This window comes from Streptococcus mitis (genome assembly GCF_946190155.1).
GTDB classification, from domain to species: Bacteria; Bacillota; Bacilli; order Lactobacillales; family Streptococcaceae; genus Streptococcus; species Streptococcus mitis_CL.
In genome coordinates this window covers 17,274-41,618 of sequence record NZ_CAMHZL010000001.1, presented here as the reverse complement: position 1 = coordinate 41,618, position 24,345 = coordinate 17,274, and the positions used below count along the sequence as shown (strand labels likewise).

General features: G+C 39.7%; 22 protein-coding genes and 2 pseudogenes. 2 read left to right on the top strand and 22 right to left on the bottom strand.

The window, feature by feature from the left end; all coding sequences use genetic code 11:
• Positions 1-17: 17 nt before the first annotated feature.
• The 5 genes and pseudogenes from ftsW to N8O80_RS00190 all read right to left on the bottom strand — a co-directional run bounded on the left by ftsW (position 18) and on the right by N8O80_RS00190 (position 8,499).
• Complete coding sequence (ftsW, locus tag N8O80_RS00210; protein WP_049510558.1) at positions 18-1,241, bottom strand: cell division peptidoglycan polymerase FtsW; 1,224 nt, start codon at positions 1,239-1,241, stop codon at positions 18-20.
• 224 nt (positions 1,242-1,465) lie between these two features.
• Positions 1,466-4,729 carry a MucBP domain-containing protein gene (locus N8O80_RS00205; protein WP_261026127.1) on the bottom strand — a complete coding sequence of 1,088 codons (3,264 nt, stop codon included), beginning with the start codon at positions 4,727-4,729 and terminating at the stop codon, positions 1,466-1,468.
• A 98-nt stretch (positions 4,730-4,827) separates the two neighbouring features.
• The gene (locus tag N8O80_RS00200; protein WP_261026125.1) at positions 4,828-6,072 is read right to left on the bottom strand and encodes a glycosyltransferase family 4 protein; all 1,245 of its coding nucleotides are present in this window, start codon (positions 6,070-6,072) and stop codon (positions 4,828-4,830) included.
• Positions 6,073-6,075: 3 nt separating this feature from the next.
• Positions 6,076-7,662, bottom strand: coding sequence for a glycosyltransferase family 52 (locus N8O80_RS00195; RefSeq protein WP_120770127.1), 1,587 nt, complete (start codon positions 7,660-7,662; stop codon positions 6,076-6,078).
• 21 nt (positions 7,663-7,683) lie between these two features.
• Positions 7,684-8,499: pseudogene (locus N8O80_RS00190) on the bottom strand (dTDP-glucose 4,6-dehydratase).
• On the opposite strand from N8O80_RS00190, the pseudogene N8O80_RS00185 reads away from it, so the two are divergent.
• Positions 8,465-8,617: pseudogene (locus N8O80_RS00185) on the top strand (transposase); the annotation flags it as partial. The pseudogenes N8O80_RS00190 and N8O80_RS00185 overlap by 35 nt on opposite strands.
• A gap of 42 nt (positions 8,618-8,659) precedes the next feature.
• On the opposite strand, the gene prsA reads toward N8O80_RS00185, so the two are convergent.
• The 17 genes from prsA to ybeY form a co-directional block, all read right to left on the bottom strand.
• Entirely contained in the window at positions 8,660-9,598 is a 939-nt protein-coding gene (prsA, locus tag N8O80_RS00180; RefSeq protein WP_120770126.1) for a peptidylprolyl isomerase PrsA, read from the bottom strand.
• Between the two features lie 66 nt (positions 9,599-9,664).
• Positions 9,665-10,378 (bottom strand): O-methyltransferase, encoded by a 714-nt coding sequence (locus tag N8O80_RS00175; protein ID WP_120770851.1) that lies wholly within the window; start codon positions 10,376-10,378, stop codon positions 9,665-9,667.
• Between the two features lies 1 nt (position 10,379).
• The gene (gene pepF / locus N8O80_RS00170) at positions 10,380-12,182 is read right to left on the bottom strand and encodes an oligoendopeptidase F (RefSeq protein ID WP_120770125.1); all 1,803 of its coding nucleotides are present in this window, start codon (positions 12,180-12,182) and stop codon (positions 10,380-10,382) included.
• An 18-nt stretch (positions 12,183-12,200) separates the two neighbouring features.
• Positions 12,201-13,154: a competence protein CoiA gene (locus N8O80_RS00165; protein WP_120770124.1), complete on the bottom strand. Its 954-nt coding sequence runs from the start codon at positions 13,152-13,154 to the stop codon at positions 12,201-12,203.
• Positions 13,155-13,232: 78 nt separating this feature from the next.
• Positions 13,233-13,610 carry a type II toxin-antitoxin system HicB family antitoxin gene (locus tag N8O80_RS00160; protein WP_120770123.1) on the bottom strand — a complete coding sequence of 126 codons (378 nt, stop codon included), beginning with the start codon at positions 13,608-13,610 and terminating at the stop codon, positions 13,233-13,235.
• 27 nt (positions 13,611-13,637) lie between these two features.
• A complete protein-coding gene (locus tag N8O80_RS00155; RefSeq protein ID WP_120770122.1) occupies positions 13,638-13,826 on the bottom strand; it encodes a type II toxin-antitoxin system HicA family toxin in 189 nt (62 codons plus the stop codon).
• 118 nt (positions 13,827-13,944) lie between these two features.
• Positions 13,945-14,805 carry an SAM-dependent methyltransferase TehB gene (tehB, locus tag N8O80_RS00150; protein ID WP_120770121.1) on the bottom strand — a complete coding sequence of 287 codons (861 nt, stop codon included), beginning with the start codon at positions 14,803-14,805 and terminating at the stop codon, positions 13,945-13,947.
• Between the two features lie 14 nt (positions 14,806-14,819).
• Positions 14,820-15,287, bottom strand: coding sequence for an SsrA-binding protein SmpB (smpB, locus tag N8O80_RS00145; RefSeq protein WP_001051750.1), 468 nt, complete (start codon positions 15,285-15,287; stop codon positions 14,820-14,822).
• The gene (gene rnr, locus N8O80_RS00140; RefSeq protein ID WP_120770120.1) at positions 15,250-17,604 is read right to left on the bottom strand and encodes a ribonuclease R; all 2,355 of its coding nucleotides are present in this window, start codon (positions 17,602-17,604) and stop codon (positions 15,250-15,252) included. Before rnr ends, smpB begins: the two co-directional genes overlap by 38 nt.
• Positions 17,605-17,704: 100 nt before the next feature.
• Positions 17,705-17,938: a preprotein translocase subunit SecG gene (secG, locus tag N8O80_RS00135; RefSeq protein ID WP_000282517.1), complete on the bottom strand. Its 234-nt coding sequence runs from the start codon at positions 17,936-17,938 to the stop codon at positions 17,705-17,707.
• A 39-nt stretch (positions 17,939-17,977) separates the two neighbouring features.
• On the bottom strand, positions 17,978-18,127 hold the full coding sequence (rpmG, locus tag N8O80_RS00130) for a 50S ribosomal protein L33 (RefSeq protein ID WP_001809104.1): 150 nt from the start codon (positions 18,125-18,127) through the stop codon (positions 17,978-17,980).
• Positions 18,127-19,326 carry a multidrug efflux MFS transporter PmrA gene (locus N8O80_RS00125; RefSeq protein WP_120770119.1) on the bottom strand — a complete coding sequence of 400 codons (1,200 nt, stop codon included), beginning with the start codon at positions 19,324-19,326 and terminating at the stop codon, positions 18,127-18,129. The genes rpmG and N8O80_RS00125 overlap by 1 nt, the downstream gene beginning before the upstream one ends.
• Positions 19,313-19,918, bottom strand: a complete 606-nt coding sequence (gene coaE, locus N8O80_RS00120; protein ID WP_261026102.1) for a dephospho-CoA kinase — start codon at positions 19,916-19,918, stop codon at positions 19,313-19,315. Before coaE ends, N8O80_RS00125 begins: the two co-directional genes overlap by 14 nt.
• Positions 19,918-20,742 carry a DNA-formamidopyrimidine glycosylase gene (mutM, locus tag N8O80_RS00115; RefSeq protein WP_120770117.1) on the bottom strand — a complete coding sequence of 275 codons (825 nt, stop codon included), beginning with the start codon at positions 20,740-20,742 and terminating at the stop codon, positions 19,918-19,920. The genes coaE and mutM overlap by 1 nt, the downstream gene beginning before the upstream one ends.
• Before the next feature lie 48 nt (positions 20,743-20,790).
• The gene (gene era / locus N8O80_RS00110; RefSeq protein WP_261026098.1) at positions 20,791-21,690 is read right to left on the bottom strand and encodes a GTPase Era; all 900 of its coding nucleotides are present in this window, start codon (positions 21,688-21,690) and stop codon (positions 20,791-20,793) included.
• Between the two features lie 16 nt (positions 21,691-21,706).
• Positions 21,707-22,102 carry a diacylglycerol kinase family protein gene (locus tag N8O80_RS00105; protein ID WP_120770115.1) on the bottom strand — a complete coding sequence of 132 codons (396 nt, stop codon included), beginning with the start codon at positions 22,100-22,102 and terminating at the stop codon, positions 21,707-21,709.
• Positions 22,083-22,580: an rRNA maturation RNase YbeY gene (gene ybeY / locus N8O80_RS00100; RefSeq protein ID WP_000275156.1), complete on the bottom strand. Its 498-nt coding sequence runs from the start codon at positions 22,578-22,580 to the stop codon at positions 22,083-22,085. Before ybeY ends, N8O80_RS00105 begins: the two co-directional genes overlap by 20 nt.
• A 104-nt stretch (positions 22,581-22,684) precedes the next feature.
• Here ybeY and pavA point away from each other — a divergent pair, with 104 nt between their 5' ends.
• Positions 22,685-24,340, top strand: a complete 1,656-nt coding sequence (pavA, locus tag N8O80_RS00095; protein WP_261026095.1) for an Rqc2 family fibronectin-binding protein PavA — start codon at positions 22,685-22,687, stop codon at positions 24,338-24,340.
• Positions 24,341-24,345: the final 5 nt, after the last annotated feature.

Genomic DNA, 24,345 nt, shown 5'->3' with positions numbered 1-24,345 from the left:
CCTTTCCACTATCAACTCTACATATAGTTTGATGAGTGAGTTTCTAACTCCTCATATAATTGGGCACGTTTTTCACTTGCATCAATATTTAAGACAAAAGCAATGGCTACAGACAAGACTAGGAGACTGTTCCCTCCTTGTGATAAGAAGGGGAAGGTTACTCCTGTCGAAGGAATAATGCCAGAAATTCCACCGATATTGACAAATACCTGTACCAGCATCATCCCCCCAACCCCAATCGCCATCATGGAATTAAAGGGATTCTTAGCACGAATACCGACTAGGATAATTCGTAAAATCAGGAAAAAGACAAGTGCTAAAATCAAGCTGGCTCCCACAAATCCAAACTCTTCAATAACAATTGAAAATACAAAGTCTGTATGGGCCTCTGGTAAATAACCACGTTTTTCGATTGAATTTCCTAAGCCTAGACCAAACCACCCACCATTTACCATAGCAAAGTAGGAATTTGCAAGTTGGTGGCCTGACCCTGCTAAATCAGCAAAGGGATTAAAGTAGGCACTGAAACGCTTAGCAACGTAACCAAATACTGGAACTTTTGAAAACTTATCAACCCCGATCATAGAAATAGCTGATAAGGATAGGGCTGAAACTCCAAATAATACACCGATAAAGGCTATAAACCAACGATGAGCAATTCCACTAACTGTATACATAATCAAGGCGACCAGAGCTAGGATGGTAGCATTCCCCAGATCTGGGAAAATAGCCAAACTTCCTATCATGACTAGTAGGACGAAGCGCCAATCATTAAAAGCACGAGGTATCCATTGATTTTGAGTTAAAACTTGAAAATCGTAAATACCAATTTCATCCTGTTGTTTTGAAAAACGTTGGGCCAAGTACCAGACGATGATAATCTTCAAATACTCAGCTGGCTGAATGGTCAAAGGTCCTACTGAAATCCAACCATAGGCTCCATTGACTGGCGTACCAATTAAGCGAGCCAGAGCCAAAAGAATCAGCTCAACAAACATAATAATAAATAGCAGTCGTTCTTTTCTTAAAAAATTAAGTTTCAGCTTATATATCAAGGCAATCAATATTAAACTAAGTATCCAAAACATTCCCTGACTTCGAACCAATTGGAGGGCACTTTTACCTTCTTCGATAAGAATGGCACTGGTTGTAGAATAAACTACAATCAAGCCCAAAATAGATAAAAGTAAGTAAGGGACTAGAATAGAATAGTTTAACAGGTGCCTCTTACTAATCTTCATAGTATCACCAATCTAATGAGAACAAAAGAAATTATTCCCAAATTCCGCTTATTTTCTAGTTTTGATTGCTATTATACCATTTTTTCCGAAAGAAAAAAACTCTTACCCTTAAGATAATAGATTTTCTCATAAGAAAAAGAGCGCTGGGCTCTTTTTTGTTTCAAAAAACCAATGACTTTTACATCATTGGTTTTCTGCTATATTCGTTTATCAGAAAGATTTACTTAATCTTCTTTCTTCTTGCGAGCTACAAGACCAAATCCACTCAAGACTCCAAGAAGTCCAAGCGCTGCAAGGCTAGCATTGTCTTCTGTACCAGTATTTGGAAGTTCTCGTTGACCATCCATATACTGTGGTGTAGCAGGTTCTGCTAGTTGTTCTGGTGTCGCTGGAGCTATTGGTCGTTCAGGTGTCTCTGGTGTCGCTGGAACTGGACTTGGTGCAGGACTAGGTTCTGGTTGTGGCTCTGGCTGAGGAGCTGGAGCTGGTTCCGGTTGTGGCTCTGGCTTAGACTCTTCAGGAATCTTCAACTCTGGAATTTCCACTTTAGGAGCTTCATTTGGTTTTGCAACCTCTTCAACTACTTCACGGTAGTAATAGTTTACGACCTTACCACCAACTGGAACAATTCCGTCTTTATCTTCAGGTACTTTTACTAGATCATAAGAAGTTGTTCTTGTGATTACATTTCCGTTTTCAACAACTTTTTCAACTTTACTTGGAATAACTTTCGCTTCAGTTGTATAATTTGAGCCAATTTCTTTTTGACCTTGGTCATCACTTGGAGCTAATTTAGTTTCAGTGTTTTCAATGTAGTAGTTTACAAGAACGGGTGCCTTCTTCATGACAGTTTCAGTTGTTACAACTGGACGGTAATAGTAATTTACTACTTTACCCTCAACTGGAACTGTCCCTTCTTTATCACTAGGCACACTTACCAACTCATATCTTGTAGTTTTTGTTACTACACGGTCTGGTAAGTCCTCAGTTTCAACTTTTGGTTCAATCACCTTAGTTTCTGACGTATACTTAGATCCAATATCCTTTTGACCTTGGTCATCACTTGGAGCTAATTTAGTTTCAGTGTTTTCAATGTAATAATTTACCAACACAGGCGCTTTCTTCGCTACTTCAGTAGTATTAACTACTGCTCGGTAGTAATAATTAACAGTTGTTCCACCCTCAGCAATCTTACCATTCGCATTATCTGGTGTAGCTACTAACTCATAAGTAGTTACTGTCGTAACTGTTTTCTCTGGTAAGTCTTGAACCTCTGTTTTTGGTTCAATCGTTTTAGCTTGAGTTGTGTAGTCAGACTTAACTGGTAAGTCTGCTTGGTTTTCACTAGGTGCTAGAGAAGTCGTTGTATTTTCTAGATAGTAGTTAACGTTCAGAGGGGCTTTCTTCTCACGGTAGTAATGTGTTACCACAGAATTACCATCAGCAACAACTTTATAAGCTCGAATAGGTGTAATTACCTCACGTTTGTTATAAGTTGTTTCATTATGAGAGCTTTCAGCTGTAGCTGAGAAACCATTGGCATCATCAGATAATCGTAAAAATCCATCTGAATCAGGTTGCACCTCATTCGAATTTTCATTATCATGATCAAAACTAACACCTTTATAAAATTTATAAACAGGCATAGTTTCTACTGTTGTCACCGTCACCGAACCATCATCGTTAACTTTAACTGAACCTTTTTTAACTAAATCAGATGTTTCTTCCTTGGTTACAGTATCTTGACCTTCAAGATAGTTAGACAATATATTTTCTTTAGTGACTAAATGAGTACGTTTTGTTGTTGTAATTGTTTCCAGTTCTAAACTAGCAGTATCTAAAATCTTATAATTTTTCTCAACTTTTACAGTAGTTTCAATATCACCTGAAATAGATTTTGTTTCCTTAACATTCGAAAATGTTAGATTTTCAAAATTACTGTGAATATTAGATGAGTTTGGACTAAGTAGCTTAGAAGCTTCTTCACTATTAGCTAAGAATTGGTCACCTTCGGTTGAACCATCTGAAACAAAGTAGTATTTACCTCGAATGTTACTTAAAGTTGAATCTTTTACATAAGCAACTTTCAAGCCTTTGCTCTCTAAAGTAGTAGCTACCGAATCCAAATAAGCATCCACTTTAGACTTAGCAGCCCTTATTTTCTCTTTATCTGAATCACTAGTTGCCTCATTTTCTGCAAATTTTAAAATTTCATATAAAACGTAATACGATTCATGATTTTTTAAAACGTCCTTTATACTAGGATTAGTATTTACAGGTAAAACATTATAGTCAGGTAAATTAAAGAAAGGTTTCAAATCTTCCTTTATAAAAGCTTTACCAGACCCAGCTGAAAAATCAGCAATTTTATCCCCTGTTACAGTTCGTTCCACATCATCAGATGTACCAAAAATACCATCTTTACCAGCTTCTAAAATATTAGCTGTTTGATTTGCATCTATTTGCTCTAACACATAAGTAGGATTATCAAAATTTACAGAACTATCAGTATCGACAACATCTGGAATCACTTCATAAGTTGGTGAACTATAACGTTTTTTAGTTTTCACAAGACTAGGATTTGCCACTGCATAAGTATCTTTATCTAATACAAGAATAGAGTCGCCTTCTTGAAGAGTTACATTTGCTTTCGTGAAGTCTTTAGCATTTGCAAGACCTGCTTTCCATTTAGAAACAGCATCTTCATCGCTTGATACCCCGTCAGTTTCTACGAACTTACCGTAGTGACCGTCAGAAGTTTCTTCGACAAGATAAACTTTACCTGTCGTTTTTGTATAATCAATTTCCCCTAGTTTGTTGTGCATTCCTTCTGGTGACACACTTGCTTCGATATCGTTGAATTGAGTTTTACTATACTTAGCTTTGTCAGCACCCTCAACCTCAGAGCGTGTACGTTCATAAACCTTACCGTTCAATTCAAGAGTGTCTTCTTTACCTGTTTCTTCAGAAACAGTAATCCCCTTTTTATCAACAGTTGACTCACGGTAGTCTTTACCGTCTGTATCTGCGGCAAGACCTTTCTTATCGTAAGGAGTTGTAATTGTTCCTTGACCTGTCGCTACTGTTTCAGTTTTCAAAAGTGACTTATCTTCTTCCAACTTGTAATTTACAGTAGTCTCAGAAGTGACAGTTAGCACATCCGAACCGTCAGCGTCACCTTTATTTTCGTTAGCTTTAGTAGGTTCAGCAACCCCTTTATTCAAGACTGCATCGAATTTAGCAACTTTACTGGTATCAGTATCATCTGTGAATGTATTCGTATTTTTAGAAGTTGTCTTATCGACACTATCTACCAATGCAACCTCACTTCCACCTGCACCATTTACAACATCTGCCGAAACTGATTGTGTTGTTGTAACTAAACCAACACCTAGTGCAAGAAGTGTTGCACCGATTAATTTTGAATCAGTTCTACCATTCTTATATTTACGGAAAGAAAAAATTTCACGCTTGTTGTCTCTAAACATTCTTTACCTCGCAATATTAAAATTAAATACAATCCTTCCACTTCTTTCAGAAAGATAAAGGCTTTACTACTATATTTTAGCTAATAAATCCTAAATACTTAACCTAAAATCAAGTATCGGTATAATTCTAACACAGTGTCTTTAGTATAGCAAGAATAAAACCTTGAAGATTTAAAGCACCTACCTATTCGATAATCGAATAGTAAAGATTTCAATTCTTCAGATGTACGAAAAACCTTAGTATTTTCACATTTACTTGCATAAAATTTATGTGCTAAATCTACATCAGAAAGCAAACAAACCAAACCACATGAAGATGCTTCAACAGCAGCATTTGCAAAACATTCGCTCATAGAACAAGAGATATAACCCTCATGATTCTCATAAGGAACATTTTCAACAAATCCTTTAAAATGAACATTATCAGGTAAATCTTCTTCAGTATAACCTACAGGTAAATTTCCATAAATCGTCAATTTACTATCAGGTAACTCCCTAAACGCCTCAATCGCCCACTCACAACGTTTCAAAAAAGTCATGTTCCCTACAATACACCAATCTGTTACAGAAGTGTACTCTTTTTCTATACCCTCTTTTACATAAATCGGGGGCAAGAACCGGACCAAATTAGATCCTAATCGCTCTTCCAAAACTGGACTTGCAACTAAATTTTGACACCAGTTTTGTAAGACAAACTTCATTTGAGTGTCTAAAATATTGTAATGAGTATATGCAAACAAGGTACGACCTGTGTTTTGGAAGAACTTCCTCAATTGAAGAGGGTATTCATTAACCATATCGATGATAAAGCGATCTTCGACTGTAGAATTGTTAGCTAGATAGAGACTGACTAGCTGCCATTGGGTATAGGTTTCACCACTTCTTAGATTTTGATAAGAATGGTAATTTTCACTCACATCCCCTTTGAGTAATTCTCCTTTACTATCATAAAGAGTGAACAACTTTTCTTGATGAGAATATCGATACAATAGTTGAGAGGTATAACATTCAACACTTCCATCTTGATAGCGAATAAGACCAACATACCCCTCATTTGTAGACTCAACCCTAACAACACCCTTTAGCTCTTCTACAAAATCTTTTTTTACACTGGGTTTCTGTCTAGCTAGATCTGACTGATCATAAATAACATGGTGAAAATCTTCAAATCCAAGATTTTCAAGGGTTTCAACAAAATTTGGTACAAAATTCTCTAAATTTGTTAAAACAAGTTCCTGTTCTACCTCTAAACTTTTAAAGATTTCCTGACGTGCTAATTGACTTCTTTCAAAACCATAAGAACTTACAGGAACTACTTCTTTAATTGTAAATACTTTAACCATGGTTTATTTTAATACATCCTCCAATCTTAAACCACGACTTCTTGCTAGTCTCGCACGAAAAGTCATGCCACGTTTATAACGTTCTGATAAACGATAGTAGGTTGTTACTATATTCAAAACTAAAGCATTATCCTTTGTAACCATTCGAGACCACAAATGCCAATCTTCAAATCCATCACACTTAGCATCATAGCCTCCTGCCTCATCATAGGCAGAGCGTTTAAAGATAACAGTTGAATGATTAAAGACATTTCGATAAGCAAGCTCTAACCATAATTTTTCTCCTGATAAGTGATGAGATGGATTCCGTTTGATTTTATCTATTATGGCATCTTCTTCTGCGACGACTCTAGCTCCGATAAGGTCCAATTGAGGATTTTTCTCTAACTTTTGCAAGAGAAAATCTAAGTGCCAAGGCATCCATACATCATCTGCATCTTGTCTGGCTACATATTTCGTTTGAGACAGGCTGACTCCATGATTTAAAGTTTCTGAAATCCCTTTATGACTTTCCCTGATATACTGTATTCGCTCGTCTACTAGATAAGGCTTACATATTTCCTCTGTATTATCTGTCGAGCCATCATCAACAATTAGCAGTCGAAAGGCTTGGTGGGTTTGGTTTAAGACTGAATCAATCGTTTGACTAATGGTTTCAGCCCCATTATAGACAGGCATAACAATATCAACAGGTGTGTCTGATTGAGACACATTTTGATAGGGCACACCTCGTTTTGCAAAAACATTTGATTCATGAGTTGTTAAAAAAGTCCGATACCCATGAACTGATACACCCTCTATATTTTTGACCATCAAAAGCGAGGTTGAGTAAAAACCATGTACCTCAACGAACTCATACTCCTCCAGTAAAAAATAAATTTCTTCTTCAAAGCAAAATATAGTTTCTTTCAATTTATCTTGATAGGGATTCAAAGGTACTCTAGGATGGGGATAGTAGTAGTCAATCTTCTGTTCATCTAAAATTTTAGCCGTCAATTTTTGGGTAATTTCCAAATCTTCCTGATAAAAGAGGGAGCCTAAAAACTGCCCAAGAAAAACGCGAATTTTCTTACCATTTTTAGCTCTTTGAAAATTACCTGGTTCAAGATGAAGCTTTAGAAAAACCTGCTTCTCTTTTGGGAAAAGGAGACAGTCCTCAAATACCGTGAAATGTCTATTTGACAAAGACATGACCTGTCTCAAGGTAAAGTTTGTATACGGAATATCCCTCTCATTTTCTTGTGTATACATACTGTAAGGGACAATAGAAGTACTTCCATCATCAAAGGTATACAGACTCATCGTGCTAGGTTTAAAGATACTAAGAGCTACAGGATTGTCTAAGCTTGCTAGATAGAGATTACAAATTGACCTGCCTTTCAGAACCTCCTGAATATCATTCAAAACTGTCTTCCCTTCTAAAACAATGACTTCCTTACAAAATTCTTTCATCCGTTCAGCATAAAAAGTCTGTCTCGCATCATTTGACATTTTTAGATAAATTCCAATAAAGTCTTCTGTAATAGTCTGAACAACTTCCCTAGCGACCATCACCTGGAAGGGTGATGAGCAAAAAATTATATTCTCCAAATTTAATTCCTCCTAATTTTCTTACTGAGCATCTTGCTTTTGCGCAATCACCTCTTGCCACCAATCTTCATGTTCTTGATACCAACGAATATCTTCTTTTAATCCCTTATCAAAATCCACGTATAGAGGCGTAAAATCTAATTCAGTATATAACTTACTAGCGTTAATTCCATAGCGAAGGTCATGTCCCGATCTATTTGCTATATACTTAAAATCGTCCTGAGATTTTCCTAACTGCAACGAGATTTTTTGTAGAACTTCAACATTCGTTCGCTCATTATTTACCCCAATCAAGTAGGTCTCACCAATACCACTCTTGTTAATAATAGTGTCGATAGCTTGGCAATGGTCTTTCACATGAATCCTGTCACGAACATTAACCCCATCTCCATATAGGATTTCCTGCTAACCAGTTAAAAGATTGGGGATTTGTCTTGGGATAAATTTTTCAAGATTTTGATAAGGTCCATAATTGTTTGAACAGTTGGAAATCGTGGCCCTGACTCCAAAAGAACGAACCCAATCTTTTACCAATAAATCAGCAGAGACTTTTGTAGCAGCATAAGGAGAACTTAGATTGTACTGCGTTTTTTCAGTGAATTTATACTTATTTTCCAATGGAAAGTCCCCATAAACCTCATCTGTTGAAATATGGTGGAAACGGATATCATACTTTCTAGCTAAGTCTAAAAAATTGTGCGTCCCGACGATATTACTTTTCACAAAAATAGACTTGTCATTAAAAGATTCCGCCGCAAAATGAACAATCAAATCAGCTCGTTCATCAATCTGTTTACTTAATTCCAAATCAAAAACAGAAGCAACAAATAATCTCATCAAACTTATAAAGCACAATGCCTTTGGCTTTAGGAACTTTAAAAACTTTAAAAAACGAATTTTCATCGCTCTGAACATCAAAAAAGAAAGGACGAAATTTGTCCTTTCTCGAGCTTAGCTTTTCTTCAACCCACTACAGTTGACAAAGAGACATTCTATTTTATTCTTTTGAAGAACTGCTTGAGCTTGAATCTCCACCACCGATATATTGGGTAAAGATATTTTGGAAGGCTTGATCTTTAACCTTGATATTGGCTGCTTGCAATTCTTTTCCGACAATACTTTGAACAAATGATGCATCATTTTGTTTTTGAGTCAAGATAACAGTTTTCAATTTTTCTTTGTAGTCATCGATATTAGATGACTTTTCTGTTTTCTTAATGAGTTTTACAATGTAATATTGACTGCTGTATGCTTGAGTACCAGTAGCTGTAATGACATCAGAAATGCCGTTAACATCCAAGGCAAAAGCTGCTTTCTTAACTTGATCTGGTAGTTCTGTTGAAGCTGAATCAAAAGTGATTTCACCACCATTCGCTTTGGTTTTCTCATCAGTTGAGTTATCTTTAGCTAATTGAGCGAAATCTGCGCCACTTGCCTTAGCTTTTTCGAGGACTTCTTTCGCTTTATCCTCATTATCAAGACGAATAATTTGAGCAGTTACGTCCGGAGTATAGCTCTCAAATGCTTTCTTATACGCTTCATCAGTTAATTCAGCTTCTGCAGCCTTTTTAACTGCAAATTCAACTAATTTACTTGTACGAATTTGTGCTTTACGTGTTTCAAGAGTCATACCTGATTGTGATAAGACACGTTGGTAATTCTCACCATATTGTTTTTCTTCTCCAGAAATGATTTCATCGATTTCTTTGTCATCTACCTCTGAGCCATATTGCTTCTCAAATACTTTTTGGATGGTCATGTTCAACAAGACTTGTTGGGCTGAAGGATTGATTTTCACTTGCTCATAAAATTGATGTTCTGTGATGACATCCCCTTTCATGCTGATAAGGTCTGCCCCTTCTGAACCTTTCGAACAAGCTGCTAAAGTTGCTACTGATAATAGTGTAATGGCACCTGCCAATAGTTTTTTCTTCATGTCTACTCCTTTGAGATAAGTGTTACCCTATCTATTTTACTATATTTTCTTAAATTTTTCTGAAAATTATTCGCTGTCAAGCAATTGAACATCTGCTGCATTTTTACGAAGCATGAGAATGCCGTCCCCTAAAGGTACTAATGTTGCAGTGAGTCCTGGATTGTCTAAAGTTGCATCAAATAATCTTTGAAGGCCTCGATAAATAGTTCGCTGGCCACGACGAACCTCCATAATGTCCTTGGCAACATCACCACCTTGGAAGATATCATCCAAGACAACCACACCACCGACTTCCAAATGTTTGAGGATTTCTGGCAGAAAGACGATGTATTTAGACTTGGCTGAATCCATAAAGACGAAATCATAGGACTCTGTCAAGGTAGATAAGACATCTACCGCATCTCCTTCTAGGAGCGTAATTTGCTTGCGACTGTCAAACTGGGCGAAATTTTCCTTGGCAAAACCAATCATTTCTGGATTGCGGTCAATGGTTGTAATCTTAGCATTTGGCGCATGTTCAGCCATCAAGAGGGCTGAAAAACCGATAGCCGTCCCAATTTCTAGAATGTTTTTTGGTTGCATAGTTTCCATGAGAAAACGGAAATAAGCAACCGTTTCATGGGGAATGATAGGAATATTTTCCTTGCGAGCAAAGTCTTCCAATTCTTTCAAAGAGCCTGTTACTTGCTTTTGACGCTGACGCATCAAGTCCACAATTTCTTCCTTGACAACAGGACGACGCATGTTATGATTGGCATTCTTACTATATGATTCAACCATCTTATGCCAATCCCAATTTTTCAACAAGGGCTTCAAACTCATTCAAACGACGTTCGAAGACTGCAAAGGCATCGTTGAGATAGTCTTCCTTCTCCATATCAACACCAGCTTTTCTCATGACATTAAGTGGATAGTCAGACTTACCTGCCTTGAGGTAGTCGATATAACGGTCACGGTCTTCTTGACTACCATGAACAATCTTTTCAGCCAGGGCTGAGGCTGCTGCAAAACCTGTTGAATATTGGTATACATAGTAGTTATAGTAGAAGTGTGGAATGCGAGCCCACTCGTATTGGATTTCAGGATTGTCTTCCTTACTCAAACCATAATACTCTTGGTTCAAGTCTGCGTAGAGTTTATTTAAGAAATCGCTTGTCAAGACCTCCCCGTTTTGGTCTGCTTGGTGGATTGCGTGCTCAAACTCAGCAAATTGAGTTTGACGGAAAACTGTTCCACGGAAACCATCTAGAAAGTTATTGAGAATAGCAAAGCGCGTTGCATCATCTTCCACTTCTTCCAATAATTTCTCCGTCAAGATATTTTCATTGGTAGTCGATGCAATCTCAGCCAAGAAGATAGAGTAATCCCCGTAAACATAAGGCTGCGTTTCGCGAGTATAGCTGGAATGCATGCTGTGACCTGTTTCATGAACAAGAGTAAAGAGATTGTCTAGATTGTCCTGCCAGTTAAGAAGCATAAAGGCATTTGTATCGTAAGAACCACCAGAGTAAGCTCCTGAACGCTTGCCTTGATTTTCGTAAACATCAATCCAACGCTCACTGAAGGCACGTTTGACACGGCTCAAGTAATCCTCACCCAAGACTGCCAAAGCATCTTCTGCCTTTTTCAAAGCTTCTTGGTAAGTAAAACTGTATTCGACAGACGAAAGCGGTGTGTAGACATCGTACATTTTGAGGTCTGAAATCCCCAAAATCTTTGAACGTAGCTCAAGGTAACGATGCAAGAGGGGCAAATGCTTGCGAACTGCTGCTACCAAATTGTCATAAACACTTTCTGGAACAAAATTTGCTGCAAGGGCTGCATGACGAGCACTCTTGTAGTTGCGAACTTTTGCACGATAGTTTTGAACTTTAACATTTGTTTGCAAGGTTTTAGCATAAGTATGTTGGAATTGCTCATAAGTTGCATAAAGAGCTTGATAAGCACCACGACGCACCTCACGATTTTTAGACTCCATCAGACGTGTGTAAGTCCCATGAGAGAGCTGCACTTCCTTACCATCATCGTCGAGGACATAAGGGAACACAATATCCGCATTGTCCAAGATAGCGAAGGTTTCACTTGCTGAACCAAAGATTTCTCCAGCTCCAGCCAATAATTCTTCTTCACGTTGTGAAAGAACGTGATCCTTGCCTTGTAAAAGCTTATCAAAATAGTGTTGATAAACCTGCAATTTTGGTTGAGCCTCTAAAAAGTCAGCATATTGCTTTTCACTGATTTCCATAAATTCAGGCTCATAGAATGAAAAAGCTTGATCTAGCTGACTGTAGAGAGTCATTGCTTTGGCATAGTACTCTTGGTACTTGGCTTCACGTGTGTCCTGGTCATTTTTCATATGAGCATAAACGTAAAGCTTCTCCATTTGGCGTTCCATTTCAAGAGAAAATTCAGTGATTTCTAGTAGGTTATCCGCACTATCCAAGAGATGGCCTTCATACTGGGCTACTTTCTCCAATTGTTCTGTTAAATCTTTTAAGGCTTCTTCCCAAGCCTGGTCAGTTGGGTAGATTGTTGATAGGTCCCATGTATCTTTTTCATTTATTTCATTTCTTTGTAATACCATTAGATTCCTCCATCTTTTCTATTCTACCATATTTTTCAAGAAATATTGCTGATAAAAGGCTGGTGGATAAAGCTTTTGCCAATCATTTTGAGGATTTTCTTGGTAATAGATTTGAAAATACTGATAATAGCTAGTCAAGTCTTGCTTAATCTGAAAAAACTCACCTACTAGTGGTCGAATTTGTGGATACCATTCTTTTAGCCCATAAGTCAGGAGATTTTCTCCCTTTTGATATGCTTCTGCTTGTTCTTTCATCCAAAAGGGATTTTGATAGTACAGTTGTTGCTGAATATAGCGACAGATGTCCTTATCCTCAGAAACTGCAAAATGAGATATTTTTTGTTTCTTATAAGGGAAACGCAATATTTCCAATAAACTAGCTTGACCATAGGGAAATTCCTTGATTTGATAATAGAGTCTGCCTCGGAGATCTTGGTGAATCAGGTATTTGAGTCTTAAAAGCTGTTTTTCCTTGTCCAATTCCCAAACATAAAATCCCATGTTTTGACTAAAATAGAGAAAACCTTGTTGCAGACGAGTCAAACGCTCCTTGAGCCAAAGTTTTTCTCCCAGTAACCACAGTACTTGGTAACCCTGACTACGATAGCCCTCGCTACGCTCTTTAAGAAGTTTTTGTGGCAAGGGACTACACTGAACTTCTAAAGCTAGATTGCCATTTACAAATAGATCTGCAATCTGTTTAAGTTCTGGAAGCGGGTATTCTAATTGAACCTCTGTCTCTTTTTTCAACCAGTGATAAAGGAATTCCTTATTTGCCAGGTGTTCTGGACTTTCATTTTCAGAGGAAAAATCACAGTCTTTTAAAGATTTATGGGCAAAATGGGGCCGGACACTTGGTCCTTGACGCAAACGGAGCTGACCTCCACAAGCTGGGCAAGTGTATGCTTGCTTCTCAAGCTTATCCTCTAACACATTTACCAGCTGTCCCCTAGCATTTTTCGCAACAAACATGATTTCCCTCCTTTTCTATATTATTCGCAAAAAAGAAAAAAGATCAGGAAATTTCCTAATCTTCATCACTCTATAATTTTAGAGTTGCAAGCGATTTTCAAGAGCTTGTGTCAACACTTCAGAATAGTTCACTTTCTCACGATCTGCAAGTCTGACTAGCCACTCTGGAACCGTAACATTTTTTCGAATCGCCTTATTATTCTTTACGAAAGGCAAGGGATTGACCTGAATCAAAGTCACAAATCCATCAGGAGCTTTCAACTTAGAAATATCACTAGGAGTAGGCAGAGCCAGTCCTTCATCAATATAAGAAGCTAAAACACTCTCAAGCATTTCCCGAGCATTTTTCATTGCAAGTTCAATCGTTGCTCCTTCAGTCCCACCTCCAAACTCCGGAAATTCAATCCAGTATCCAGTACCTTCTTTATGAAAAATAGCAGGATAAGATTTTAGCATAATACACCTCCACAATTTCCAAATCAACTACAATCCCAAATCTTTTAATATATTTCTCTCTAAACCTTTTCCTAGGTCATCATTACCGTGAACTGGAATAGTGACAAGATAGGGAACCCCTTCTTTCTTAAAATGATGATGACTTCCTCTCTTACGAACTTCAATCCATCCATTTGCAAGAGCTAATTTTACCATTTCCTTACCTGTGATTGGCATTTATGGTCATCTTTCTATCTAAAATTATACTTATAATGCGTATTTTTGTCAATCCTTCTATCTTATCTATTCGTAAAAAAGAAAAAAGATCAGGAAATTTCCTAATCTTCATGTATGTTTACTTGATTTTCTTAGCTAGCATGGTCGCAAAGCGTAGTTGAATGCGATTGCCATTCTCATCGCGACGGTGAAGATGGCCTGGATTTTCATTGTACTTAATCAATTCCCAGTCTTTGTAATAGTCTGCCAATTCCCCTTCTTTAAAGGTAAATGGGAAGTTCACAGAGCAAGGATAATCCTCCGTGTCCATAGCACAAACGATAAGATTATAACCACCGACCGTGGTATGCTCCTGCATATTTTTGATAATTGCAGGAATGCGGTCTGCTTGCAGAAACATCAGCACCACCGTCGATACGATGAAATCATACGCTTGTCCAATGCTGGCTGAATTGATATCGTAAAGACCTACAGGCATATCCAGGTCTTCCTGCTCCACAATGCTTTGCAAGATTTCAAGGGCCAATTCATTTTGATCCACAGCCGTCACATCAAAACCATTCTGTGCAAGAAAGAGAGAGTTACGGCCTTGACCACAGCCCAAATCCAAGGCTTTCCCTGGTTTTACTGTCTGCATTGCCTCTAGGACCTCTGAATGAACAGGATTGGTATTGTATTTCTTAGGAAAATAATCCTCAGGTTTACAATAAAATTCCAAGTACCACTCTACATCGTCTGTTACAGCCTCCACTCGGTGCCAGGCTTGTGGTTGTGCCATGGGATTGTCGGCTCCTGCTTCAAAGATGTGCTCAGCTAAAACCTCACCATCTTCTGTCAATTCAATAAACTTGAGAGCTCCCTTCAAGACAGTAATTTTCCCCCAAGTTCCAACTTTTGTATTGTGCTTTTGCTGAACAGCCTCTGGCATGGTTTCTTTAGTCCACAAAGGCATACGTTTATAGGCAACTAGTTTTTCCATCTTCATTCCTCTTTTTATCGCTGATTAACAGCTTTCATCACGCGCGCAATATCGCGATTCTGCTCACGACGTTTGATAGACTCCCTTTTGTCATAGTCATGCTTCCCTTTGGCAAGTCCTAAAAGAAGCTTGGCATAGCCATCTTTGATATAGACTTTAAGGGGAACCAGGGTCATACCTGTCCCTTTGGTCTCTTGTTCCAACTTTTGGATTTGCTTTTTATGGAGCAGGAGTTTACGACGACGTTCTGGTTCTTGATTCCAGATATTGCCCTCTTCGTAAGGCGCAATATGAACATTGCTCAACCAAACTTCCCCATTTTTTACTTGGGCAAAGCCATCCTTGAGATTGATTCGAGCAGCTCGCACACTCTTGATTTCAGTTCCAGTCAGGACCATCCCTGCCTCTAGCGTATCTACGATTGTATAGTCGTGGCGCGCTTTTTTATTTTGTGCGACGACCTTTCCCTCGCCCTTTGCCATGCTTGGCTCCTTTCTTAGCTACTTCCTTATAAAAAGGTTTCTTTCCTTTTTTCTTCTTATCTTTTTGTGAATGCTTGCGCTTATCATTTGAGCGTCCCGATTTTCTCTTATCTTCCTTCTTATCTGAACGACGACTTGAACCACGCCCTCTGTCGCTGCGATTAGACTGTTTTAAGCCTTTTTCAATCACATCAAACTCACTTGGGATATAAGAGAAGTCGATTTCACCCGTCATCTTGTCGGCTCTTTCAACTCGGATACGAATCTGTTGTCCTACACGGAAGGTGGTTCCTGATTTTTCTCCACGCAGAGTCAAATCACGTTCGTTGAAATGATAAAATTCAGGTAGATTGGTAATGTGAATCAAACCTTCCACCGTGTTTGGCAATTCAACAAAGAGACCGAATTTGACAATACTTGATACAACAGCATCGTACTCTTGACCTACATATTCTTCCATATACTCAGCCTTTTTCATGGCTTCGACTTCACGCTCAGCCTCAATGGCACGACGTTCACGGTTGGAAGACTGGGTCGCAATCTCTGGAATCACTTGTTCAAAATGCTCTGCTATTTCCTTAGAACGGCCGTAATCACGAATCATACGGTGAACAAGAAGGTCTGGATAACGACGAATCGGACTAGTAAAGTGAGTGTAATAGTCAGCCGCTAATCCATAGTGGCCGTGATTGTGCTCCGAATAGCGAGCCTGCTGCATAGAGCGAAGAAGCATCATGGACAATACATCCGCATAAGGTTCTCCCTCAACAGTACGCATGATGTCTTGAAGGGCCTCTTGGCTAATCTCACTGGCAGTTCCATAAATGCGCAAGCCAAAACTCGAAGCATAATCAATAAACTTCTGAACTTTTTCAGCCTTTGGCTCCTCGTGAATTCGATAGATAAAAGGCAAATCCAGCTTACTAAAATGCTCGGCAACTGTTTCGTTGGCCATCAACATAAAGGACTCAATCATGCGCTCAGCAACACCACGCTGACGAAGAACAATATCAACAGGCTTACCTTGTTTATCCACTAAAATCTTCGCTTCGTTGGTATCGAAATTGAGGGCACCACGTTTCACACGCATGTTTTCTAGAGTTTCATGGAGCTTAGCCATAAGTTCAATACTTGGGACAATTTTCTGATACTCTTGTCTCTTTTCCACGTCGCCAGCTATAATATCATTGACATCGCTATAGGTCATACGGAAGCTTGTCTTGATTACCGTTTGTGTAATGGTGTAGTTGACCACACGACCATGTTTATCAATCTCCATAATAGCTGACTGGGTCAGGCGGTCAACTTGAGGATTGAGAGAGCAGATACCATTTGACAGTCGTTCTGGCAGCATTGGGACCACACGGTCTGTCACATAGACAGAAGTTGCGCGGTTAAGGGCTTCCTTGTCAAGAGCAGAACCCTCAGTCACATAGTAGGAAACATCTGCGATGTGAACTCCAAGTTCGATATTGCCATTTTTCAAAGCCTTGATGTGAACTGCGTCATCCAAGTCCTTGGCATCAGCACCGTCAATGGTAAAGGTAATCTCATCTCTCAGATCCAGACGACCCTCCATATCCTTTTGAAACGGAGCATCAGGCACACTTTCTGCCTCTTTGATAACAGCCTCTGGAAATTCTGAGACAATGTCCATAGACTCCAAAACCTCAAGGACATCAATTCCGACATCCGTTGAATGACCCACTACATCGAGGACACTCGCGACAAAGAAATCATGTTTCTTGCTTGGGTATTTGTCGATAAAGACCTTGAGAACTTCTGTTCCTTCTAGTTTAAGGGCTGGTTTCTTAACATAAATCGGTTGACTGATTTTCTGGTTTTTCGAACGGATATAGCCGGCATACTTAGGCTTTTCCTGATCTAGAACGATTTGACCTACAACGGTTGTCAAACTGTGTTCTAGGATATCGATAATTTTTGCTTCTGCTGCTGTTCCCTTATTGCGGTCAGCGACTTTCTTAATCACGACCTCAACTGTATCTCCATCAATAGCATAGTTGACATCGTTTTTCCCTACAAAAAGGTCGTCCTCCTCGCCTTCTAGACTGACAAAGCCAAAGCCATTTTTATGGGCATGAAAAATCCCCTTGAGGGTAATCTCATGTTTTTTCTTGACTTCCAAAGTCAGACTGCCATCTTCCTCAAAGCGTATCTGATGCTTTCTTTCCATTAGGGACAAGGTTTTAATCAACTCACGAAAATCCTTGGAACCATCTTTTCCCAAAGCCTGAGCCAAGTCATTGACAGTCACCTTTCCCTTATCTTGCAAATATTCTTTTATTCTATCTTTCATATTTTCTTTCTAGATTTTTTATTTTCTTTTACTGTAAAACCTGCTCAAATATCCTTTAAAAATAAAAAGAGGCAAAGACCTAGTCCTGCCCATTATTTTCTTATCTACTTGATAATACCGTCAATGCTAAGGCAATGGCTAGCCAGAAAAAGACTAAAATCCCTGTCAAACGCTGCATTACAGCTTCAAAACCGCGTGCTTTACTGCGTTCAAACAAATCACCTGAGCTGGCATCAAATACATTGCTGGATTGGTTTTTAGTTGGTTGCATGAAAATCGCAATCACAATCACAACAGATAATACTAATAAAATGGTTAATAATAGGTTATACATATCAAACTCCTTAAAATCCTTATTATTTTACCATAAAATCTACTTAGATTCAAGATGTAGGGTTACTTTTCTTTCCTTGGGACAATACTTTAAAACCTCGATCTTGTCTGGATGAGTTTTTGAATTTTTACTTGTTAGGTAATTGATACTGCCACAAGAGGAGCATTTGAGATTAATTTTTACTCGCACTAGATTTCCTTTACTTTTAATAATGTTCGAAATTGAAGCAGGTTAAAGAGACAACTAAATGCAACACAAAGACTTGTCGCATAAAAGACAGCATGGTAGCCAAATTGACCTGCTACTGCAGAACCTGCCATAGGACCAACGACACCTCCCAGATAAAAGAATACCTGGTTAAAGGCAAAGACCCTCGAAATGCCAGATTTGGGTGTCATCTTGCTGAGAAGGGCATTAACTCCAGGAATCAAGGCACCGGTCCCCAAGCCAAAGAGGAAACGATAGAGTCCTAGTTGAAGGGGGCTAGAAGCATTGGCACAGAGGAGATAGATGATGACTGAATAAAACTGAGCTACAACCAAGAGGCGATGATTACCCACCTTGTCACCTAGCTTGCCCATGATTCCTGCACTCATCATGCTAGAAAAGCCCATACTGGATACAATCAAACCTGACACAAAGAGAAGATTCTCTGTCTGGCCTAAGTCGCGCACATAAAGTGCTAAAATAGGGCCAATCGATTGGGCTGAAAATTGGATGACAAAACTGGTCAGAAAGAGATTGACCAAAAGATAGGGATATTTAACTGATGTAAATAATTCCTTTGTTGGGATGGCCTTTTCCTTGGCTACTGGTTGAAAATCTTCCTTGATAAAGCAAATAGTCAAAAGAGCGGCTAAAAACAGAAAACTACCAACCAGTAAGAAAACAGTACGAATGCCAAATAATTCTGCGATAAAGCCCCCTATAAAGGGACCAGTTAAAGTACCTGCAACTACTCCTGTAGACAAAGTCCCAAGAGCAGAGCCTGATTTCTCCTTTGGAACCTGACTAGCTATCAGAGCCGTTGCATTGGGAACAAAACCTGCAAATACACCATTTAGCAAACGAAGAAAGATTAACCAATAAATATTTGGAACAAAAGCCAAGCCTCCCATAGTAATGGTCATGGCCATGCCGGCCCGAATCATCATGGGTTTTCGACCGTATTTGTCAGCAAGGATACCCCAGATAGGAGAGAAAAGCGCCGCAGAAATGGCAGAGACAGAAATAGCTAAACCTGCATAAAAAGCAGCTTGATCACTCCCTACACCCAGATTTTCCACAAAGATGGGCATAAAAGGCACAACCAAGGAAATACTGGCTCCTGTCAGAAAATTACCAAACCAGGCAATGCGCAGATTATCCTTCCAGTTAATCTCTGTCATCTTCACTACCTCCCTCAAGCAGGGAGAACACCTGAGTAAGAAGCTGGTCCTGATTTCCATTGTTGTTTAAAACCTGGCTGGCCAAATCTTTCTTTTTTTCTAAGGGCCACTGGGCTGCCAAACGAGACTCAGCTTCATCCTTGGACAACTGGTCCCTTTTCATTAAGCGTTTCACTTGGACATCTCGGTCCACATAGACTAACCATGTCTCATCAAACCAAGCGCTGTAGTCCTGCTCAAAAAGTAGAGGAATATCCATGAAGAAAATCTCTTCTGTCTGAGCCAATTGGTCTCTCAAAATAGCCAGTTCCTCACGAATAATCTCTCCTTGAATTTGCTTAGACCATTCTCGTTCATCAGTATTTGAAAAGATGAGACTAGCTAGGAGAGTGCGATTGAGTTCTCCATTTTCTAAGATAATTTTTTGACCAAAGTGCTGGACTAGAAACTGAAACAGACGACCACCAGGTTTCTGTAGTTGGTGGACGACTGCGTCGGCATCCACTACTTGAAAGCCTTGCTTTCTTAGAAAATTTGTCACTGTTGACTTACCAGAGGCAATTCCTCCTGTGATTCCGATGATTTTCCCCATCAGCTCCTCCTTTGGCAGTTTGGACAAAAGTGGGTGCCTCGTCCACCTAGTTGGATTTTCTCAATCACGGCGCCACAACGTGAACATTCTTGACCAGCCTTGTCATAGACTTGATGAAAATCCTGCATGGTTCCATCTTCCCCAAAGGCATTGGTATAGGTCCGAATGGTGGAACCACCTTTTTCAACAGCCTGACCCAAAATAGCAATGGTCTGGTCATGAATGGCAGTCGCTTCTTCTGCTGTCAAAGTCTGGGAAGGTCTAGCTGGATGAACCTGAGCTCGCCAGAGAACCTCATCCACATAGATATTGCCAAGTCCAGCTACCAAGGTCTGGTCTAGGAGATGGGATTTGATAGGCTTTTTGGACTTGGCTAGAGCATCTTGAAAGACCTGCACATCAAAGTCTGACTCTTTTGGCTCAGGACCTAATTTTTTAGAAATAAAGTAGGCGTCTAAAAGGTCAGGAGCCAAGAGTTCCATAGTACCAAACTTGCGTACATCCTCATAAACAAGCGTGCCACCATCTTCAAACTGAAAGAAAACATGGACATGCTTGCGTTCAGGTACTTGGTCTGGATAGTAAAAATACTTGCCCTCCATCCGCAGATGGGAAATCAAGACCTTGTCTGTCAGGTAAAAAAGCAAATATTTCCCACGACGTCCCATTGACTCAACAACTTGACCAGGCACTTTCTTTTGAAATTCGCCCAAATCTGTCTTAATCATCTTGGGGTAGCGAATTTCTACACTCGAAATCTTTTTACCCAAAATCAATTTTTCTAAGCCACGACGAACGGTTTCAACCTCAGGTAATTCAGGCATAAGTCCTCCTTCTGTAAAAACAAGAAGCAGGCATGAGCCCACCTCTACTTAGTATTCTTTTTCATTATAGCCAAAGTCAGCTAAATCTAGCTTTTTATCGCGCCAGTTTTTCTTGACCTTGACCCAGGTTTCTAGGAAGACCTTGTCTCCTAGCATGAGTTCAATATCACGACGGGCCATGCTACCGATTTTCTTAAGCATAGCACCACCTTTACCGATGATAATCCCTTTCTGACTATCGCGCTCAACCATGATGGTTGCACGGATGTGAACCTTGTCTGTTTCTTCGTCTCGTTTCATAGAATCAACTACTACGGCAACTGAGTGAGGAATTTCTTCACGAGTTAGGTGCAAGACTTTCTCACGAACCATTTCTGAAACCAAGAAACGTTCTGGATGGTCTGTGATTTGATCAGACGGGAAATACTGGAAACCTTCGTCCAGATTTTCGCTCAAAATATCCACTAGACGAGACACGTTATTTCCCTGAAGGGCTGAGATAGGAACGATTTCCTTGAAGTCCATTTGATTACGAAAATCATCAATCTGAGACAGAAGCTGATCTGGGTGAATCTTATCAATCTTGTTCACCACCAAAATCACAGGAACCTTGGCAGCCTTAAGACGCTCGATAATCATATCGTCCCCCTTACCACGCGCTTCATCAGCAGGTACCATAAAAAGAACGGTATCCACTTCACGAAGGGTGCTATAGGCAGATTCTACCATGAAATCTCCAAGGGCCGTTTTAGGCTTGTGAATCCCTGGTGTGTCGATAAAGACGATTTGTTCCTTATCAGTCGTGTAAATTCCCATGATTTTGTTGCGCGTTGTTTGCGCCTTGTCACTCATGATGGCAATCTTTTGCCTCATAACGTGATTTAAAAAAGTTGACTTCCCAACATTGGGACGTCCTAAAATGGCTACAAAGCCTGATTTAAAAGTCATAATTTCCTCTTGCTATTTAAAATAATAAATCCCAAATCCGTGGGAGAAAAATCAATGCGCCTGTTAAGGCTGCGAAAAGAGAGACCACTAATACCGCGCCAGCCGCCATATCCTTGGCATTTTTAGCCAGCATAGAAAAGTGATAGTGACTGGCCAAATCCACCACATTTTCAATAGCAGAGTTGATAATTTCAAAGGCTACTACCAAGAAAATGCTCAATAGGAGAAAGAGCCATTCGATTCGTGACACCTGAAAAACAAAACCGGCAAGGACGACCACAAGAGCCGTCACTGCATGTTTTCGCATATTGCGTTCTTCCTTGATGGCAGTAAAAATTCCTGTGAGAGCAAATTCTAAACTGGATATCAGGTCACGATTTTTCCATTTTCGTTTATTGTCTTGTGAGTCCATAGGCTGTCAAAATTTCTTCTTGTAAACCGAACATCTCCGCTTCTTCTTCCGGAGTGTAGTGATCATAGCCGTTGATATGTAAAAAGCCGTGTACTGCCAAGAAGCCCATCTCACGCTCAAAGCTATGGCCATATTCCTCGGCCTGCTCATGTGCTTTATCGATAGAGATGAACAGTTCCCCAATATAGGCATCAAACTCAGACATCATCTCTGCCAATTCTGGATTTTCAAGTAAATCCTCTTCGTCAAAGGCAATTTCCAACTCTGGCTTATACTCAAGGCTGATGACATCTGTCGGACGGTCGGTGTCACGGTACTCCAGATTGAGTTCATGACTACGTTCATTGGTCACAAAGGTAACTGCCATTTCCTTGTCTTCTTTGCCTAATTTTTGGGCTGCAAATTCCAAAATTTCTTGGGTTTGTTGCAACATTTCTTTTGAAACTTGACCAGTTTCATCTACCATTTCAATATACATGTGCTTCTCGTTTCTCTTTACTTGGCTTTATTATACCACATTTCCATGATTTTATTCTACCTTTTTGATATAATACTATGGAATACAATCACAAGGAGAGAACGATGTCATTTGACGGATTTTTTTTACACCACATGGTTGAGGAATTGCGAAGAGAGTTAGTGAATGGTCGCATCCAGAAAATCAATCAGCCTTTTGAACAAGAATTAGTCTTGCAAATCCGCAGCAATCGCCAAAGTCATCGCCTGCTCCTTTCTGCCCATCCAGTTTTTGGACGCATTCAGCTGACCCAAACGACTTTTGAAAATCCAGCCCAACCTTCCACCTTTATCATGGTTTTGAGAAAATATTTGCAGGGTGCCCTGATTGAGTCTATTGAGCAAGTGGAAAATGACCGTATTGTGGAAATGATAGTTTCCAATAAAAACGAGATTGGAGACCATATTCAGGCTACCTTGATTATCGAAATTATGGGGAAACACAGTAATATTCTACTGGTCGATAAAAGCAGTCATAAAATCCTCGAAGTTATCAAACACGTCGGCTTTTCACAAAATAGCTACCGTACCTTGCTTCCTGGATCGACCTACATAGCTCCGCCAAGTACGGAATCTCTCAATCCTTTTACGATCAAGGATGAAAAGCTCTTTGAAATCCTACAAACACAGGAAACGACAGCTAAAAATCTTCAAAGCCTCTTTCAAGGTCTGGGACGTGATACGGCAAATGAATTGGAAGACCTGCTGATTAGTGATAAACTGTCTACTTTCCGTAACTTTTTCAGTCAAGAAACCAAGCCCTGCTTGACAGAGACATCCTTCAGCCCAGTTCCTTTTGCAAATCAGGTGGGAGAGCCTTTTGCCAGTCTTTCTGATTTGTTGGACACCTACTATAAGGATAAGGCTGAGCGCGACCGCGTCAAACAGCAAGCCAGTGAACTCATTCGTCGTGTTGAAAATGAACTTCATAAAAACCGACACAAACTCAAAAAACAAGAAAAAGAGTTACTAGCGACAGACAATGCTGAGGAATTTCGCCAAAAGGGTGAATTGCTAACAACCTTCCTCCACCAAGTGCCTAACGACCAAGACCAGGTTATTCTAGACAACTACTACACGAATCAACCTATCACCATTGCGCTTGATAAGGCTCTGACTCCCAACCAGAATGCCCAACGCTATTTTAAACGTTACCAGAAACTCAAAGAAGCTGTCAAATACTTGACTGATCTGATTGAAGAAACCAAGGCAACCATTCTCTATCTGGAAAGTGTGGAAACTGTTCTCAACCAAGCTGGGCTGGAAGAAATCGCTGAAATCCGTGAAGAATTGATCCAAACAGGTTTTATCCGCAGAAGACAGCGAGAGAAAATTCAGAAACGCAAAAAACCAGAACAGTATATGGCGAGCGATGGCAAAACCATCATCTATGTCGGACGCAATAACCTGCAAAATGAGGAGCTAACCTTTAAAATGGCACGCAAGGAGGAACTTTGGTTCCATGCCAAGGACATTCCTGGAAGCCACGTTGTCATCTCAGGCAACCTAGACCCATCTGATGAAGTCAAGACAGACGCAGCAGAACTTGCAGCCTACTTCTCTCAAGGTCGCCTGTCAAATCTGGTCCAGGTGGATATGATTGAAGTCAAAAAACTCAACAAACCAACTGGTGGCAAACCAGGCTTTGTAACTTACACGGGACAAAAGACCCTCCGTGTCACACCAGACCCAGAAAAAATCGCATCCATGAAAAAATCCTGATTTCA

Coding starts and splice junctions, on each gene's coding strand:
- ybeY (WP_000275156.1), bottom strand. CDS start 22,580: ATGTATATTGAAATGGTAGATGAAACTGGTCAAGTTTCAAAAGAAATG.
- N8O80_RS00160 (WP_120770123.1), bottom strand. CDS start 13,610: ATGCTAAAATCTTATCCTGCTATTTTTCATAAAGAAGGTACTGGATAC.
- pepF (WP_120770125.1), bottom strand. CDS start 12,182: ATGGTATTACAAAGAAATGAAATAAATGAAAAAGATACATGGGACCTA.
- smpB (WP_001051750.1), bottom strand. CDS start 15,287: ATGGCAAAGGGCGAGGGAAAGGTCGTCGCACAAAATAAAAAAGCGCGC.
- coaE (WP_261026102.1), bottom strand. CDS start 19,918: ATGGGGAAAATCATCGGAATCACAGGAGGAATTGCCTCTGGTAAGTCA.
- tehB (WP_120770121.1), bottom strand. CDS start 14,805: ATGGAAAAACTAGTTGCCTATAAACGTATGCCTTTGTGGACTAAAGAA.
- N8O80_RS00200 (WP_261026125.1), bottom strand. CDS start 6,072: ATGGTTAAAGTATTTACAATTAAAGAAGTAGTTCCTGTAAGTTCTTAT.
- N8O80_RS00205 (WP_261026127.1), bottom strand. CDS start 4,729: ATGTTTAGAGACAACAAGCGTGAAATTTTTTCTTTCCGTAAATATAAG.
- N8O80_RS00155 (WP_120770122.1), bottom strand. CDS start 13,826: ATGCCAATCACAGGTAAGGAAATGGTAAAATTAGCTCTTGCAAATGGA.
- N8O80_RS00175 (WP_120770851.1), bottom strand. CDS start 10,378: ATGGTTGAATCATATAGTAAGAATGCCAATCATAACATGCGTCGTCCT.
- N8O80_RS00105 (WP_120770115.1), bottom strand. CDS start 22,102: ATGGACTCACAAGACAATAAACGAAAATGGAAAAATCGTGACCTGATA.
- era (WP_261026098.1), bottom strand. CDS start 21,690: ATGACTTTTAAATCAGGCTTTGTAGCCATTTTAGGACGTCCCAATGTT.
- prsA (WP_120770126.1), bottom strand. CDS start 9,598: ATGAAGAAAAAACTATTGGCAGGTGCCATTACACTATTATCAGTAGCA.
- mutM (WP_120770117.1), bottom strand. CDS start 20,742: ATGCCTGAATTACCTGAGGTTGAAACCGTTCGTCGTGGCTTAGAAAAA.
- rnr (WP_120770120.1), bottom strand. CDS start 17,604: ATGAAAGATAGAATAAAAGAATATTTGCAAGATAAGGGAAAGGTGACT.
- N8O80_RS00165 (WP_120770124.1), bottom strand. CDS start 13,154: ATGTTTGTTGCGAAAAATGCTAGGGGACAGCTGGTAAATGTGTTAGAG.
- pavA (WP_261026095.1), top strand. CDS start 22,685: ATGTCATTTGACGGATTTTTTTTACACCACATGGTTGAGGAATTGCGA.
- ftsW (WP_049510558.1), bottom strand. CDS start 1,241: ATGAAGATTAGTAAGAGGCACCTGTTAAACTATTCTATTCTAGTCCCT.
- secG (WP_000282517.1), bottom strand. CDS start 17,938: ATGTATAACCTATTATTAACCATTTTATTAGTATTATCTGTTGTGATT.
- N8O80_RS00125 (WP_120770119.1), bottom strand. CDS start 19,326: ATGACAGAGATTAACTGGAAGGATAATCTGCGCATTGCCTGGTTTGGT.